Source organism: Fulvivirga ligni, from assembly GCF_021389935.1.
In the GTDB taxonomy this organism is placed as follows: Bacteria; Bacteroidota; Bacteroidia; order Cytophagales; family Cyclobacteriaceae; genus Fulvivirga; species Fulvivirga ligni.
In genome coordinates this window covers 3,725,326-3,741,579 of sequence record NZ_CP089979.1, presented here as the reverse complement: position 1 = coordinate 3,741,579, position 16,254 = coordinate 3,725,326, and the positions used below count along the sequence as shown (strand labels likewise).

General features: G+C 40.6%; 13 protein-coding genes. All 13 read right to left on the bottom strand.

Translation table 11 applies throughout. The annotated features are described in order from the left end of the window. Nucleotides 1-51: 51 nt before the first annotated feature. The 13 genes from LVD16_RS15955 to LVD16_RS15895 all read right to left on the bottom strand — a co-directional run bounded on the left by LVD16_RS15955 (nt 52) and on the right by LVD16_RS15895 (nt 16,253). Nucleotides 52-3,852 (bottom strand): hypothetical protein, encoded by a 3,801-nt coding sequence (locus LVD16_RS15955; RefSeq protein ID WP_233769270.1) that lies wholly within the window; start codon nt 3,850-3,852, stop codon nt 52-54. A gap of 25 nt (nt 3,853-3,877) precedes the next feature. Then, complete coding sequence (locus tag LVD16_RS15950; RefSeq protein ID WP_233769269.1) at nt 3,878-6,202, bottom strand: GMC family oxidoreductase N-terminal domain-containing protein; 2,325 nt, start codon at nt 6,200-6,202, stop codon at nt 3,878-3,880. Between the two features lie 20 nt (nt 6,203-6,222). Beyond that, nucleotides 6,223-7,953, bottom strand: a complete 1,731-nt coding sequence (locus LVD16_RS15945) for a metallophosphoesterase (RefSeq protein WP_233769268.1) — start codon at nt 7,951-7,953, stop codon at nt 6,223-6,225. Further along, nucleotides 7,950-9,323 (bottom strand): patatin-like phospholipase family protein, encoded by a 1,374-nt coding sequence (locus tag LVD16_RS15940; protein ID WP_233769267.1) that lies wholly within the window; start codon nt 9,321-9,323, stop codon nt 7,950-7,952. Before LVD16_RS15940 ends, LVD16_RS15945 begins: the two co-directional genes overlap by 4 nt. Beyond that, nucleotides 9,316-9,741 (bottom strand): DUF4345 family protein, encoded by a 426-nt coding sequence (locus tag LVD16_RS15935; RefSeq protein ID WP_233769266.1) that lies wholly within the window; start codon nt 9,739-9,741, stop codon nt 9,316-9,318. Before LVD16_RS15935 ends, LVD16_RS15940 begins: the two co-directional genes overlap by 8 nt. After that, the gene (locus tag LVD16_RS15930; RefSeq protein WP_233769265.1) at nt 9,738-10,115 is read right to left on the bottom strand and encodes a patatin; all 378 of its coding nucleotides are present in this window, start codon (nt 10,113-10,115) and stop codon (nt 9,738-9,740) included. Before LVD16_RS15930 ends, LVD16_RS15935 begins: the two co-directional genes overlap by 4 nt. Further along, a complete protein-coding gene (locus LVD16_RS15925) occupies nt 10,106-10,579 on the bottom strand; it encodes a hypothetical protein (RefSeq protein ID WP_233769264.1) in 474 nt (157 codons plus the stop codon). Before LVD16_RS15925 ends, LVD16_RS15930 begins: the two co-directional genes overlap by 10 nt. Continuing rightward, on the bottom strand, nt 10,576-11,460 hold the full coding sequence (locus LVD16_RS15920; RefSeq protein WP_233769263.1) for an acetoacetate decarboxylase family protein: 885 nt from the start codon (nt 11,458-11,460) through the stop codon (nt 10,576-10,578). The genes LVD16_RS15925 and LVD16_RS15920 overlap by 4 nt, the downstream gene beginning before the upstream one ends. Nucleotides 11,461-11,462: 2 nt before the next feature. Next, complete coding sequence (locus tag LVD16_RS15915) at nt 11,463-12,473, bottom strand: alpha/beta fold hydrolase (RefSeq protein ID WP_233769262.1); 1,011 nt, start codon at nt 12,471-12,473, stop codon at nt 11,463-11,465. Between the two features lie 95 nt (nt 12,474-12,568). Continuing rightward, the gene (locus LVD16_RS15910; protein ID WP_233769261.1) at nt 12,569-14,185 is read right to left on the bottom strand and encodes a hypothetical protein; all 1,617 of its coding nucleotides are present in this window, start codon (nt 14,183-14,185) and stop codon (nt 12,569-12,571) included. Continuing rightward, nucleotides 14,185-14,736: a DUF4230 domain-containing protein gene (locus LVD16_RS15905; RefSeq protein ID WP_233769260.1), complete on the bottom strand. Its 552-nt coding sequence runs from the start codon at nt 14,734-14,736 to the stop codon at nt 14,185-14,187. The genes LVD16_RS15910 and LVD16_RS15905 overlap by 1 nt, the downstream gene beginning before the upstream one ends. Nucleotides 14,737-14,782: 46 nt before the next feature. Beyond that, nucleotides 14,783-15,544, bottom strand: coding sequence for a hypothetical protein (locus LVD16_RS15900; RefSeq protein ID WP_233769259.1), 762 nt, complete (start codon nt 15,542-15,544; stop codon nt 14,783-14,785). Between the two features lie 4 nt (nt 15,545-15,548). After that, the gene (locus tag LVD16_RS15895) at nt 15,549-16,253 is read right to left on the bottom strand and encodes a DUF5675 family protein (RefSeq protein ID WP_233769258.1); all 705 of its coding nucleotides are present in this window, start codon (nt 16,251-16,253) and stop codon (nt 15,549-15,551) included. Nucleotide 16,254 lies beyond the last annotated feature (1 nt).

Sequence of the window (16,254 nt, the reverse complement as noted above, 5' to 3'; positions counted from 1 at the left end):
GAACTCATCCATAGGATCAATTCAAGTTACAATGTAATTTAAAAAATTAAACTATTCCACCTTCCCTCCTAACATACCACTCACCAATGGCATCACTGTGGCTATTCCGGCCAGTATGCTTAAAAATGTGCTGAAGTCCTCCACAAAGCTGGGCTCACCGATAAACAAGAAGCCAGCTATGGCCGCTATTACAATGTACAGGATTACTTTTACAGAAGCCCAGCTGCCCTGCTCTTTGATCTTTTGGGCCATTTCATTGGCCTCCTTTTTCCTTACCGAGCTCATGATATGGTTACGGAAGCTATCGTTGAATAAACGCGGGCGGTCTTCAAACTTTACAATGCCTTTTCTCATCAATGAATACAAGGCCTTATCATTTTTTAGGTTCACAAAACCGTCCACAGCAATATCATAGACCAAAAACTTTTCACGTTGTTCCAGCGAGTTCCAAATAGAGTTATAATAACCAAAGGCCAGGCTATTCGCACTTATAATCAGCTGATTATCATCAATTTGATTACTTTTAAGAGACATCTCCAACACAGGCCGTGTCAATGTAGGCAGGAAATTACCACAGCCGAGCTCCTGGGTTAGCTTCTTCAGAGCTTCTTTTCTTTCCCAACCGGTAAGATTTAAATCAACTTCATTAAATGCACTGATCACCTTTTTCACATTGTTATTCAGCGGTTTTATAATCTCTGAAAATGATCCCAAAAGATATTTCCATGTGGCTCGCTGATGAATCAGTTCTTCCTGTTTTTCAGAGGTCTTTAACTGTGCATTATAGAAATCCAGAATCTGTTTAGGATAGATACTTGAAATGATAATTATTCTTTTTCTCTCATCAATAAGTTCTTTTAACAATTTGATTTTCAAACCATTAAGCAATAACGATTGATAACCATACTCAAAGTTCTTAATGATAAAAACATCATAATCTTTCCAATCGGTGGCTCCATCCCCTTTCATAAGCAGGTTGATATTCAGCACATCATCAACAGCTGCATCTTCCAACTTTAGAAGAGAAAGTTCAGCCCTCTTTTTTCCATTCACCAAATGGTCACAGAGCAGATGTTTACCTGCATAAGTCACGCCTATCAGTAATATATTTTTGGATCTGATATTAACATTTCTATTAGAATCAATATTCCTTTTAAGGTGCTGTAGCAGAGATATGCCAAATATGCGTTGCACAAAAAAGGTGATCAAAAAATGAAGGGCCAATAAAAGAGCACACCCCAAAATGATAAAGCCAAACGTCATCTGGCTGCTTGATCCTTTTAACGGATGAATGCCCGGTATGATGGACGTCATGTATAGATAGGTGCTATCTGAGAAGTCATTAGTAAAGTCTTTAGGCACTTTCATTTTATACCGGAACAGTAGCTCGTTACCGTTTTCCTTCCATTTCCAAGCCGCATTATCGGCACCTAGAAATACAAAAGGCTGTGTTTCAGCAGTTAAGCTGCCATATACTGGTCTATACTTAAACAGCATGGATCGGAACTTACTTTTCACGGCACCTGAATCCAGATCAGTCCAGCCGGCACCCCTGAAGCTATTGTCTTTGTTCACGAAATAGATGCCATTATTCACATAATCAAAGTTGCTGATTTCCTTAGCTTCCAGATTGAGTAGTTTATCATTGTAAGCATGTGCCATCTGCACCTGAGCATACTTCATCCAAATGATATCTTCAATTTGCCGAGCCTTTATGAAATAGTTAAAGGCTGGAAAAATAGAGGTAAATATGAGCCAGACAAAAAGGAAGTTGATATAGCAGTTTTGGTACCTACCCCACGGAATGTGCACCACTGCTCTTTCAATCCATTGTAATAAGCGATCCTTAAAAACCGTAACTACCCCAAGTGTAACTAGAAATATTAATTGAATAACAATGATCTTGATACTGTGCTCAGTGAAATAATTAATAAGAGCAATCACAATCAAAAGCAAGAATTTGGTAAAATGCTCACCTGGCACAAGTATCTGATACACAATACAATAGCCCCACACCATTAAAAGCATATTGCCCACAAAAACTGCGGATGGTTTAAGTCCACCTCCAAAGAAGGCAAAAGCCGCCAATATGAGCATAAAGAAAATAAAAATCAGCGTTATAAGAATATAGTCATGCTTTTTTGAAAGTCGTGGTTCCAGAAAATAAAAGCTAAAGAGTTTATACTTATGAGCGTTATATTGATTGTGCCTGAGAATGGTTATCACTGTGAATATGCCAGTAACAATAAAGGCAATAATGATAGCGATACTACCGAGACTAAGTATTTCTGATATGCGATATCTGAGGAACTCCACATCATACATGGTCACTACAAAAAGCGGCTTACTTTTCATGGGAATTATCCTCATCAGATAGTTTTTCCCTTGATAATTGATCAGATGCTCCGCTTCAATATTGCCTGTGATGGAAGCCTTTAACAACTGATGGTCACGAGTTTCTTCAAGAAAATACTCCAATGAACTGCGGCCCTTTTCGAAATGATGCCACACCAGACCATCCTGATCAATAATCATGAAACTATAGCCGGGAGCCAGGACGGCACTATGAACCGACGGTAGCTCCACACTAGCCACTAGCGGATATTCATGCTTATGATCAGGTGTTTCAAGCTCGTTTCTTCCGGGTAGTACAAAAACTGACTCTTCAGCGTTCTGTTCCAGTGAGATAACCGGGCGCACCACATAGTCATATGATTTACCATCAATTTCCCGATGCCAAAACTCTTTATTCTGATAAGCCTTAAAGTATTCACGGTGGCTGAGGTTAGAGTTTTTGGTAGTCACCTGCTGATTTAAAGGAAAATTCTCTACCTGATCAATCAATCCATCAGTCGGGTGAATATGAGAGATGTTTTTAAAAATACCAGTATACTTCTTACGAACAGTATCTATGGCTATAAACTGCTCATTGGAGTCATAGCTATCTAAAAGCGTAAGTTCGTTATCAATGTCCTTATCAAAATTGGTTTCTATCTTATTCGCCAGATCTGACAATGAGCCTGAAACACCAAAATAGTATTGATTGATGTAGTAGAAGCCATTTAAAAATAGCGTGACTATAATCGGTGCCCCCAGAACCACAGAAATACCCGCCAGTACCACATCACTTCTCTTCAACCTTTCTATTTCACTTATGAAAATTAGTTTAATCAGTGGGAAACCAAGAATGATAAGACACAACAAGGCGACTAGAATGAGTAGCACCCAAATATCCAGTCGTTTGGTGGCTGACTGAAAACTGTGTTGGTTAACCAGCCCTACCATCATCCAGGGTTGGGTTTCGTTCTTAAACTTTATGGTGAAGTGATGCTCAAAAGCATAATACATCTGCCCACGTACCTTCACCTCTTTTAGGTCGCCCAGAACCGAGAGTGCAGAATCGTTAGGGATAGTCTTGCCAATGGAAATTTGAGACTTAAAAGATTGATACTGAGGAGCATCATCTTTCACAATGATAAACTCGTCAAATATCTTTTTCCAGTATAAATTTTGTGCTGATGCCTCCACAGGGAAATTGGCCATAGGGCTCATTTCTGCCTGACGCTCTATTTTTGCGGTGTCTTTGTTATTCAGAAAAGGCTTGTAACCAGCTTTTACACTCCTTTCGTAATTACCCACCATTTTCTCCCATTTATCAGCCATGGAAGAGAGCCTGTGGAATCGGTAATCAATATAGGCCTCCTGCTCCTTTTGAATATGAAAATAGTAAACCGTACCCAGACCTATCAGTAACGACAGCAACACCACAGCAACCGCTGTAAATCTGCTTTTAGGTATAACCGCCAGCTTAGCCGATAGCGACTTCACCGAGGTTTCGGGTGTAGGTTTCATAGGTTAGGTCAGGTTGATTATATCACTAAATATAACTCTCATAAACGTTACCTGCGAAGAATTTTCCGAAGGTAAGCTGAGCTTTTAGCGCTTCTGCAGTGCTATTGGTATGAAGAGCACGCAAAGTAGTGAGCTGTTTTTTAAAATCCATGATTTCAATTTTTAGCTTTCCTTTACCAATAACCGCCTCATCTTCAAACACATCTATAAAAAGAGTGGTTGTATCCTTCCATACATCGAAACCCTTGTCATCGTGAATATCTTTAAAGCCTTTAAACTTATATTTTTTTCCTTCTGACGAGATCAAATCAGCGGTATAAAGCATTTTTTTATGGCCTGCATCATTATCATCGTCTACAAATAAGTTAAATATACCATTCACAGCCATCAATGGATCTGGTGATAGTTTTGGTGCCGTCATAGTGCCAATCATGGCAGCCTCATGGTTTTTATCTTTCACAAAGCCATATATATCATCTACCTGAATGGTGAGAGTAAACTCAAAGGATGAGCCTTGTTCTTTGCCTAATGAAAAGCCTTTATCATAACTCTCCTTTTCACCCAATAGAAAATAGCCTGTCATAGTTTCGGTAAACTGTACACCTGCCACTTTCTTCTCATCTTTAAACTGATCATCAGGAATGGCAGGAAATTCATAACTCAGCTGCTTTTGAGCTTCATCTACTATGATAGCCACATTTCTTTCAGATATACCACTAATGGTGAGCAGCGGATTGGTGCCAACAGAACGAGGTAATACTGATCCGTCCATCACATATAGGCCTTCATAGACGCCTGTTCCATGGTCACTATTAAAAACCTGGCCTTTGTGGTTTACCACACCCTTGCTGGCGTCATCTCCCATTACACAGCCACCTAATGGGTGCACTGTCATCAGGTCGAAGTTCATGAGTTTGCTCCAGGTGGGATTTTTCACATAATATCCGCCCAGGGCCTTGCTGACCTTGTTTACCTGATTGCTTATCTTTTCAAAAATCTTTTGCCTACCAACCTTCGGCCAATTGATCACTACCTCATTGTTATTGAGCTCCATAGATCCCATGGCATCATCGTTGGCCATGACCAGATACACTTGTGTGTGATTTACCGCTCCTTTGTAAACGCCGAACAGCATACTCATAAGCTCTCGCCACTTTTCCTTAATAAAGTCCTTAAAACCTCTGTCTGTGTCTTTGCCTGAAAGCCGAGAGAATGTTACCAGAGCTGGTGTCATCAGGTTTTTAATAGGGCTGGGTATAGAGCCCTCCTCTATGGTCATACCATCTTCCAGGCTAGAAGATTTGCGCGTATCAATTACACTCGTTATGCATGGACCAACATCATCTATTTCGGCACCACTGGTAGAGTCTGGCCGACCGATGCCATTGATTCTCACATCGTTATTATAGCCAAAAGCCAGAAAGTCTCCATTTCCGCTGAACCGCTTACCCACCATTTTGGATAAATTCAGACCTTTCTTCGCTGATCTGAGCAAAATCTCTGTGCTGCCTAATGCACCGGCTCCAAGTATTACCTTATCAGCAGACACATACATCAGAGGAGTATCAAACTTTTCTCTGCCGGTGTCATATGCCGTGATATGGACCAGCCACTTGCCATCTTTATATTCCAAATGATTCACTCCTAGTTCAGTGAATATTTCAGCACCATGATTATATGCATCAGGCAGATAGGTCATAGCCGTGGTGTTTTTACTACCCTCATTGCAACCTGTAACACAATCGCCACAGTTTTTACATCTGGGCTGATAAACCCCTACGTGGTTCTGCCCTGCTTTAAAGTTCACATTGATATCGAGTATTCTAAACTCACCATCCATGTGCTGGGCCGAGCTTCTCATGGCCTCCGTTTTAGATAATATCGGGTAGCCTTCCCTTCCTTCCGGATATGGATTGGGCCTAAGCATCTCCCGTGCTCTTTCTACACCATGATGAACCGCCAACAGATCATTTCTGATACCCTCAGGCCAGCATGGATCTTCAAATATTCTTGGGTCTGCCTCTATGGATACATTAGCATTAACCAGGCTGGTGCCGCCTAAACCGCAGCCTTTGAAAACAGAAATATCATCACCAATTACAAAATCATACAATCCATTTTGAGAACCTATCTGAAGCTTCTTTTTGTTAAACTGCATTTCTTTCTGTGCATCTTTATAGCTGTTAGGAAAAGTACCTGGTGTAAACTCCTTGCCTTTTTCCAGCAAACAAACTTGCATACCCGCTCGAGCTAACCTGGACGCCGCGATACTTCCCCCATAACCGGAACCAACTACAATTACCTCATAGTGAGGCTTTAGACTAGACAATGGTTTAGATAATCGTTTCATATTGCTTGAGGTTAGATGATTTAAATAGAATGATTAGATTGAGGTGAAATATCAAAAGGAGCTTCTATGAGCTGTATCTTAATCGGGCCACCTTCATACCGAGGTTGATCCTCAGTGCCCTTATTTTTCCAATTGGTTGGCACCTTCTTTACGCCCACGACATAAACTGTAGCAGAGTCTTTTGTGATTTTTATCCTCAAAAAATTCTTGTATCCCTCCCACCGGAAAGATGAAAATGCCTCCGTAGGATGATTTTTAATAATGAGCGTGCTTACTAACAGGTAGAGACCAAAAACAAACGCACTAGTAACACCAGACCCCAGGGTAAATAGAAAGCCGATGAGCAGCCTTACAAGGCCTGAAGCCTCCGTATCTAGATGGTTTGCCACAACGCATGCATATAAGCAGATAACCAGATAGAAGTGTAAGACTTGCACACACCCATGAATAAAGCCAATAATCAGATTGTATTGACCTTTACCTGTAAGTGTATCTGCGAAGAAAGTAAGCCCTAGCAGCAAGACCACGTTGAGTATAACTGCAGATGGATTATAAATAAGATTAGAACCTATAAGGCTACACATTTCACTGGCCGATTCGGCCATACCGAGATTCTGTATAAAGCTATTACCCTGCTCCTGACTAAAAGCCACTAAGAACCAGGTAGTAATGAGGTGAAGCACAGCAAACAGAGCCACCATATGCGGACTGTAAACAGGAAATGCAAGATTCCACCAGGCAAGCTTCTTTGACTGACTCTTAGAAGGAAAAGGCTCGCTGACTAATGATCTTTTTATTTGTCCGTCATCATAATTTTTCAGGAAATGGGTTGGATGTGTAAAGCTCCCTCCTCCACCTGCTGTAATCAGATGGCAGTCATGACTTTTTTCCTTACTTTCTTCCTTATAGTGAGAGTAGTGATGCATGTCACCTGTTAAAATGGCTGCCAATTGCACGTCATCTGGCTGCCGGCCGTAGTAGTTTTTATACTTACCCAGGATGATAGATTCGATAAAGAACTGCATTCTATGATCAGAGGTATTTTCCATGGACCAGGCTTTATAAACCCATGATGGTTCAGCTGTACAAAGGATAATCTTGTCACCCTTCTTCACATCATGCTGAGAGATATGGCAAAAGTATTTGAGCTGCGGCTCATCAATATCTGCATGAAGCTGAATATCAACGGCAAAAACCCAGTAATTATGAGGCAGTTTAAGAGCAAAATAGCTTCTCTTCTGTTGTGTCTTCCAATTTCCAATACTGCGTTCCTGGCAGAAAACCTTCATAAAATTGGTAAGACCGTCATACCAATCATGATTTCCAGGAATAGCGAAAAGTCTGGTATCTACATCATCCCGCCAGGGAAAAGCGGCGAAGTAAGGACCTTTCAATCGGTTATCATATTCGTGCTTTTCAGGAGTAGGATATACTTCATCCCCACCCATTATTAGCACTCGGCCACGTTTTGTCACAAAGTTGTGTACATGAAGTTCATCTTGAGCCAGAAGATGGGCCATGGTGTAAGTAGAGTTGAAACCATCCCCAAGGTCAGATATGTAGTCAAACCAAAATTCATCTTCTTTATGATCTGAAAAGTCGAATGGCTTTTCATCACTAGCCGAAGTGGCCTGGAATTCCCTTTTATCAGCAAAATTACCGAACACACCGGAGATAACGGTTTTCACCCCGGTGGCAGCAAGCTGCTTTAAGTCATACCAATTCACCATAGGCTTTTTAGAAAACTTCATATTTCTTGTAGTTGATTGATCATATTGAATTTAGTACTGAAGGAACCATGTGTGCCTTCGGCGGTAAGCACATTCATCCTAAAAGCATTTTTTAGGCGGCTACCAATGGACTGAGTCATCTTAATTGTGGACATTGATTGGGCCCCTGCCCCGATTTCTAACTCTGCCTCCTTAAATGACAGCCCGATCATAGCATCAAAAGCACCAGGAGCTTTCACTTTCATGATGACTTGTTTCCCTTCACCTTCAATTGTGAGACTGCCTTTAGAGATCAGATATCTTATACCGTTAACTTCTGCAATGGCTGTATTAGTTTGATAAAATGGATACTCCTCTTCACCTACTCGAAGACTGCCGAAGAGCTTTAAGAATAACTCACCGTCAATCTTAGATAACCGATAGTAGCAGAACACTTCACCCAGCTGAAGCTGACCTTTCCATTCAATCATTCCATTGAAACCAGCATGGATATTCAGGCGTGTACCTGGCTCCTTCATTTTGGTGGCCGATTCATCCATAGGAACTCCTTCAGCCTTCATCTCTTTTAGATAGTTCTTAGCATCAGCATAGCCCATGTTTATGAGGGAACGGGCATCTATTTTATTGAAAAAAAGATCCGGATCTAACGGTAATGGAAAGTCGGGCTTCAATACATGTAGCTTCACATCTAACTCAGGGGCAGATTTAATATGATCGAACTCCTGAAGCAAAGCACCACCGGCACTCATTTCAATCATATGAACATACTGATTGAAAGCACCATTGAGATAATGATGATTATTACCGATGGCCCATACCAGCCAAATTTCCTTCACTCCTTTCCTACTGGCATGCAGCACATTAGCATCTTTAACCCAGACTGCATCGATGTACCAGTCATCACCAATTTTTAAGGCAGGCATTAAAATGGGTAGCGAAACCCCAGCCAGTAGATGTTCTCTGGTAACCTGATCTTGTGCTATTGTCTCTACTGATTTCTTAGAGAAATTGCACACATTGAAATTATAGGAATATGGACTTTGTTTGATTTTATCAAAGTCAATGCCCATGTGTGGGAATACCTTATCTCTGATGTTATCGGCATCAGCATAGCCCTGCATCTTGAATGGCTTTAGATAATTTTTAAAAGCACGCAGTGAATTGAACCATTTAATATTAAGAGTTCTCCATCGTTCAGCAATATTTCGGCTATCTAAACCTGAGGCCAACATGGCAGTATTGAATATGCCTCCGCTTGTGCCGTCTACATGATTAAACTGATAGCCGGCTTCCGAAAGGGCCATAAGAATACCCGCCTGGTAAGCCACTCTCATTCCTCCTCCTGCCAGCACCAGGGCCCTATTGGCACTATGGTCCAGTAGATCATTCATGAACAATGTGAGATGGTATAAGGCGGCCTCTGGTATAGAAAAATATGACAACTACACCCAACAATTCGTAGCCTAAGAAAAACAAAAATAGATGCGATGGCGTGCCTTCGACTAAGATGGAGAAGAAACGAGCCAATACTCCTAAGAACATTATTCCCAGATAAAGGTGATTATATATTTTGTACTGAAATATTTCTTTAAAAAAGATTAGGGAAAAAATGCCATAACCTAACTCCAGGGCTCTTAAAAATCGGTATTGACTAACTAGATTAATCATCTGATAATCAGGTAGTTTATAGAGTTGTATATCGAATAAAAATCTATGATCGAAATACGGATTTACAAAAGCTCCCCAGAAGCCAGCTATCACTACCAGGCCCACATAAGTGAAGAACAGGATATAGCTTAAGGTCTTCATAATTTTTTATAGTAATAGAGAAAGAGAACACCAGAAAAGAGATCAAAAAGAGCTACACTTAGCGCCAGCATGGAGAAAATGCCCAGGAAAATCCCTAGTCCAACCCCTACAAAGGCTCCTATCTTTTGCAATGCAGCCCATAGAACAGCTGGTTTTCCAGGCTCTGTGCTATAAATAGTGTGCAACATTAATCCCCCAAACAAAAACATGAACATGCCCACTATTCTAAAGAAATGCTCAGAGGTAGCAGTTTTATCAGCCTCTATCATATTCATAATTACATCGGGAGCCACCATTTGAAAGAGGCCAGAAGCTAATGTTGCCACTGAAATCATGACAATAATTAAGTTGAGCCATTTATTTATCAGTGCCATAATTTTAAATCTGTCCTTAGGTAATAAATCATTATTGTTATCCACTGCAAAGTCCATATACTTACACGTATAGTATTGAGTGTCATCCATTTATCTAATGTGATCTTAAGTTCGTTTGGATCAGTGATGTGAGAGGCCATTTTTTCATTATACTCAAATATGAATTGTGTAGTGAGCAAGGTGGCCAGTATTACCAACAGTAAAATGATTATAGGATACCATTTCACCGTTGTTCTCCATTCTGAAATGATCCAAACCACACAACATACCATCATCACCATTGTCATGTAAGTAAAAAACTCGGTAGCAGCTTCTACCTGAGGCACAAATTGATTATAGTAATTAGCTGTGGTAAGCTGTGGCGCAATGGGAAACGAAAACAAGATTAAAGACCAGCCTGTACCAAAATACATGCTTACACAAGCAGCCAATAAGGTTCTATTAAGGGCATATACCGTTTTCATATGCCATACTTTTGATAATCAGTAACAGAAGGTGCCTCCAGCCAATCTTCATTTAAGCCTAGTTCGTAAACACTCTCAAAACCCTCGGTCATTTTTTCAGGTGGAGTATCATAAGTCATGAACCAGCAGTCGAAATGATCATCTAATATGCCTGAAGCCTTAGGCATATACATGGTAAAGAAAGGATCAGGATTAATATCCAGATTCTTCAGGTATGATACATTGGGATGATCTCCAATATATAATCGGCCTTTGGCTTTGCTAAATAAATTGATGCCAGCCTTGCTTTGGAAATAGATATAAGAAGCCATAAGCATGTTTCTGTACCTGCAATAGTTAGTGGTACCAATCTTGAGCTTCAATGATGGATTCTTAGGTTTCTCAATCTCTATTCTAAAGGCAAACTGACCATCTTTTTCGTACTGGCTGCTCACCGTAGTAGCTTCATCTTTAAAGTCTAGATTAGCCTGGTGCTTAGGCATGCCCCAAATGCCCTTCCCGCCTTTAACCGATACCTCAGAGCTTACTGGTAGGTCTAGGATATACTGCCCCGTACCATAGGTTTTCATCATCATAGCATTAAGGAATTTAGGAGCAGGCTTACTACCATGGGTACACCCTATGGCTATGCTGTATTCAATATATTTACCTATGCTGGTTTTGAGATAATTAATTACCGTTATGAGCAGCACCGCCTTTCCATTAGGCAACTTCAAGGCATGCACCTCATTTCCTGGAAGCAAAGCATTGGCCTTTTCCCAGTCACAGGAAAAGCCTGCCATTAGTGCGGGTGAATCCTGAGCAAAGATGGGCATGGTGTAAGGAATGCCATCTACCAGGGCATATCTGTTCTTATATTTCTTTATTCTTTTAGGAGGCATAACTAGTTGGCGTTAAGTTCTTTAAACATAAGTGGGAAGACATCTTTGTGAGCATTTTGTCCGAAGAAGATATCCAGGTGGCTATATTCATCCAACACATATAGGCTGTGTTTTCCGGGAGCTATTTTGTTGAGGTAATTATAGGTATTCACCTGACTATCAGATGAAAAGCATTTATTCTTAGCTCCTGCAAATAGAATGATCCGAGCATCTGTTTTCCATTGATGTGGAGCATATGTATTTTCCTTCTCAGTATTAGACACCAGATGACCTGCTCGCAAGCAACGCTTCATATGGTGAAAGAAAGAGAGCGGCACCGCAGCGAATTCGTTTTGTATCCATTGCTTCGTTTCCGGGTTTAGATTCTCCAACTCCCAGAGTGCCGGCCAGCCTGAGCCGTAAACAAAGCTGACGAACTTACCTACCAGCGTATCATCCTCTTTGTGAGATGTCTTCACAATGAATCTTAAGACTTTGGATTTTAGATTAGGTGCATACTTGCCCCACTGTGGGTTTAGGTAAGTGAAAAGTAAACTAACCAAAGGCACGTATACCTTCATTTTAAACTCCGAATATGAGGGCACCACGGGATGAAGTGATACAGCGTTACTCACTATTACTTTCACTTCAGGTATAAGACCCAATACCGCCGATATCATAAAACTAGTACTGCCCTGGCAGTGGATGATCGCTTTTACTTCCGGGCTGCCAGTAAGCTCAATAACCTTCCGCACTGCTGCAGGATGATCATTGATAGCTGCCTGATCCAGGTCCCATTCGTTAGCAGGAAAGTCTATACTGGCCCTCCAGTTTTCCAGCCATACGTCATAGCCCTCTGCCAGGGCATACTGAATGATGTTAGTGGTTGTTGGCGAATTGAATATGTTGGCCCTAACCCCGGCACCATGCACTAAAAGCAACGGTCCTTTATTAGGCGTTTTATCAGAAATGGCATGAAGTAAGTTACATTCCATGCCATCATAAGAGGTGAAGGGATGCGTTTCAAACCTCATGTGGTGTCAGGTTAGGTGTAAAAGTCTTTTCTAATTAATTACATGAAATTAATAGGTTGAAATTTGATATAACAGGGTGTTTTTCCCCATTTCAGCTACTGAGAGTCATTTTTAAAGGCATTTTTAAAGACGGAAGAGTCTACCAGATGAGTAAAAGCTTTCGGATTTTCCTCCAGGTCAATAACATAGCCAACCTTTTTACCCCCCACATCATTGATCCATTCGTATTCCTTGGAGCCGATGAGTGTTTCAAGCCTGGTTGAATCATTAATGAAAGCAGGATTATACCCATAAAAGAGCTTACTATGGTCTTTAATGTAACTGTAAGCACTATCACCTTCTGACCAACGGCAATGACTTCTCAAGGTAGTATCAGTGATATGGTTATAAAACTGAGCATACTTAACCAACCTCACAGAATCACTTTTCTGGTCATATATACCGTCTTTCGTAATTTCATACTGCATAGCTAGTCTGGCCGACCAGGCAGCGTAGGTCTCATTGCCTATTTCTATTTTCTTTACTGTATCCTTCTCAATTAAGCTTAGGAACTTCAACTTAGCCTTTATTAGGTCTTTACTTTCTACGCCTGATATCTGTTGTTTCTGAATCAGATGATTCATAAGTATCAACTCTTCCCCATTAATGACAGAATCTTCCAAAATATGGGCGGCGGTATAATCCAGCTCATTATCGTAGAACTCCACACTTTGCACAGGTTCGTCTAGTAAAAGAGAGAAAAAGGTTTGTAAAGAGGATCTGGCATTATCCATGGCTTTGGTCAGAATCTCCCTGTCATTAGCTTTTCGAATAAGCTCATCCAGGCAGCGCTGTTTTACTATCTGCACTACTTTATAATCCCTCTTTACTTTGCGTTCCACAATTAAGAACTCAAAGCCTTCTACACCTTGCTCTGGAATAAACCATGGGTTAATGGTAGCCGAAATGATTTGAGGCTGAAGGCCAACGATATACAATCTACCACTACTTGAATTATACCTAAAATTGTCATTACTAAAACTGCCGAAATCAAAGCCTGCTTTTACCCAGCCTCGTCCCAGCATTACCAGATTAGAGTTTCTGCTTCTTTTGGCGGTTTCATCCTTCAAATCAGATTGGTATTTATCAAATAAGGTCTTCATAAAACCTTTTTCTCTAATGGAGTTGAAAGCCTCTTCATTCTTGTCGGTAATAAGATCCTTAATGAGATTTCTATGCTGTCTGTCTTTGATATTTTTTTCCAGGCGCCTTGATGTATAATTTTTATCTTGCAGCTTCACATAGATGTAAGTTATATACATGCCATAATGTGTGGAAGTGAGGTATTCTGCACCCATAAATTTCTCAAACTCCTCAAAGGCATTTTTTCTCTTAAATTCCTTATTATCATAGGCTTGCCTTAATAATTTAATGGCATTAATAAAATCATTATTGACCTCAGTCATTTCTGTACTCAGCTCTTTTATTGCCGTGGTGTCCAGCTCATTTAACTCATGAGCATAAGAGCTCACCACCTCTCCATAATACTCAGCTGTAATTAGCTGCCCTATATCTTTGATGCTCTGCACATCTACAGGCGTATCTTTGAGCTTTAGCTTTGTAGCTACAAAGAGATTAAATGGGTCAAAATAGGCAAAAACAACCACTGCCACCACCACCACTATGGCCTGAAATATGAAAGGAATAGCATTTAGAATCTTAGTAAAAAACATTACTCTTCTCCCTCCATATTTATGGGTTGAAATAGTTGTTCGGTAGGCGTAAACTTGATGAAAATAGCCTCATAACCCAGGTTTTTCAATAGTCCCTGAAACATGATTCGAGTTTTATTTTGGGTAGCCTCAATAATACCGGTGTACTGCAGCTGATTACGAATATCCAGCTCGGCCTGCCTATAAAACTCTTCATAGTCCAGCACATCAAATCGGTTTACCCAAGAGTCTTTTAGTATGGTGCTGTCAATGTCGAACTTTTGAAATGGATAAGAAAAGTCCAGCACTTCTACTGGTGGAAGCTGAATAGAAATCTCTTTCCCTTCAATTCTTATATCATCTCGAGACAGCTTATTCAAGTCAATACCGGTTTTCACTGTGGCCTCTGTATAGGCCACAAAGTTAGCTTCACTCACTTTAATTAAGCCTAGAAGCTTTTTGCTCTTGGAGCCGACTACCGTTTTATCTATTACTGTTTCAGTAGTCGCGAGCTTAGCCGCAGCCTGTATTTTACTGATCACCAGTGACCTCTTATCCTGTTTACAACTCAAGAAGTTAAGGCAAATGAATGCTAATATGATAATGACAACCCTCATATCAACCAATGGCTCCCTCTTTATCAAAATCTGTTCTATCTTCCATTGGAGCGGTCTCAGATGCCATCATTTCCTGATGAAGATTATCCTTTAATTTACTGGCCCCCTCAGTAGCCGGACTCACTGGCGGAGGGCTTACTGCAGGTGTATTGGAAGAATTATTGGCAGTAGGATTTCGGACCGTATTGGAGCCATAATTAAGATATTGTAGTGATTTGTTGCCGAAGTAAAAGGCAATCATCATTAAAAAGGCCGTCTTGAAAAACTCAAAAACATCAATGAACAGCACGTTAATGGGTTTAGTATCTTCCATGCCCAAAGCTGCTATGAGCATACTTAAAGCGCCGATGGCCAGGGTTAAAGCCAAAGTACCCCGCACTGTACCCTCTGGAAGACCAAGAGTTTGTGCTTTGTGTGGGTTTTCATCAATTTCCTCTACCTCTATTCCCTGCTCTTTCTGAGCCCTTATTCTGGCCCAGTCTTCATTGGTAAGACCAAAATTGATGTTATAATGATAAATGGCCCAGGCGTAATATCCAATGACCACCCCAAGCCACAGCAAAATGAGATCTATGGCAACTACACTAAAAATGTCTATATCATAATCGGTAGCTGACTTCTTATGCTTGAATACGGTAACGTACAGCATTAAACCAATCAGTATGAGTTCCACCATGCCAATGGCAAAGCCAAAAAGAAGATTAAGCCATCCAATAGTCTTTCGGGCTTCTTTTACGGTAATATCGTTATGAATTGAGTTCATATAATTATGCGTTAGACTGGGCAAACCATTTCTCATCTCTAATCACCATCCGCACTGGTATTCCCTTTTCAATAGTTGATTTTAGGTATAGGTATAATCTTTTAAAAGTTTCTCTGGAATTGGATAAATAGGTTCTTTGGGTCGAAACATTCAGGCTATCAGAGACCAATATGCAACCGCTGGTATCCTTATGAGTGCCGCCGTTGTGCAGATAAATTCCGGAATAATTCGGCACGTTTTTCACTTCTAAATGGTATTTGAACCACTCTGGAAATCGCTGCCGGTATTTTAAAGTAAGGTTGGTTTCATTTTTATTAAAGTCCACCTGATAAGTTCCCGCTGGAATACGGGTCTGATCTGCAATCTTTTGCTCATGAAAAGTATCTTCCAGTGTATAGCAATAATACTGCTGGTTGAGATAGAGCAATCCAATGGTTGTCTCCTGATCATCAGCATAGCGCAGCACAGTGATGGTGAGCCCGTCGAATGAGTCTTCACTTGTATTCTGAACAATCTTACCATCATTATCTTTCTTAGCATTAACCGGCTCATCCCCTACCTTTAACAGCCTGGAAATAAACGCTTTACCCACTCCTATCAAACCAATCAACCATAGCCAAATATCTTCCAGCACACCTGGATTCTTCAGAAAATAAAGAACAGCTACGGCAAGTAAAGCTATGGTAATAAGTAAGCCAAGTTTCTTCATT

Excerpts from the sequence above, each read along its gene's own strand:
- LVD16_RS15955 (WP_233769270.1), bottom strand. The coding sequence starts at position 3,852 with ATGAAACCTACACCCGAAACCTCGGTGAAGTCGCTATCGGCTAAGCTG.
- LVD16_RS15950 (WP_233769269.1), bottom strand. The coding sequence starts at position 6,202 with ATGAAACGATTATCTAAACCATTGTCTAGTCTAAAGCCTCACTATGAG.
- LVD16_RS15945 (WP_233769268.1), bottom strand. The coding sequence starts at position 7,953 with ATGAAGTTTTCTAAAAAGCCTATGGTGAATTGGTATGACTTAAAGCAG.
- LVD16_RS15940 (WP_233769267.1), bottom strand. The coding sequence starts at position 9,323 with ATGAATGATCTACTGGACCATAGTGCCAATAGGGCCCTGGTGCTGGCA.
- LVD16_RS15935 (WP_233769266.1), bottom strand. The coding sequence starts at position 9,741 with ATGAAGACCTTAAGCTATATCCTGTTCTTCACTTATGTGGGCCTGGTA.
- LVD16_RS15930 (WP_233769265.1), bottom strand. The coding sequence starts at position 10,115 with ATGGCACTGATAAATAAATGGCTCAACTTAATTATTGTCATGATTTCA.
- LVD16_RS15925 (WP_233769264.1), bottom strand. The coding sequence starts at position 10,579 with ATGAAAACGGTATATGCCCTTAATAGAACCTTATTGGCTGCTTGTGTA.
- LVD16_RS15920 (WP_233769263.1), bottom strand. The coding sequence starts at position 11,460 with ATGCCTCCTAAAAGAATAAAGAAATATAAGAACAGATATGCCCTGGTA.
- LVD16_RS15915 (WP_233769262.1), bottom strand. The coding sequence starts at position 12,473 with ATGAGGTTTGAAACGCATCCCTTCACCTCTTATGATGGCATGGAATGT.
- LVD16_RS15910 (WP_233769261.1), bottom strand. The coding sequence starts at position 14,185 with ATGTTTTTTACTAAGATTCTAAATGCTATTCCTTTCATATTTCAGGCC.
- LVD16_RS15900 (WP_233769259.1), bottom strand. The coding sequence starts at position 15,544 with ATGAACTCAATTCATAACGATATTACCGTAAAAGAAGCCCGAAAGACT.
- LVD16_RS15895 (WP_233769258.1), bottom strand. The coding sequence starts at position 16,253 with ATGAAGAAACTTGGCTTACTTATTACCATAGCTTTACTTGCCGTAGCT.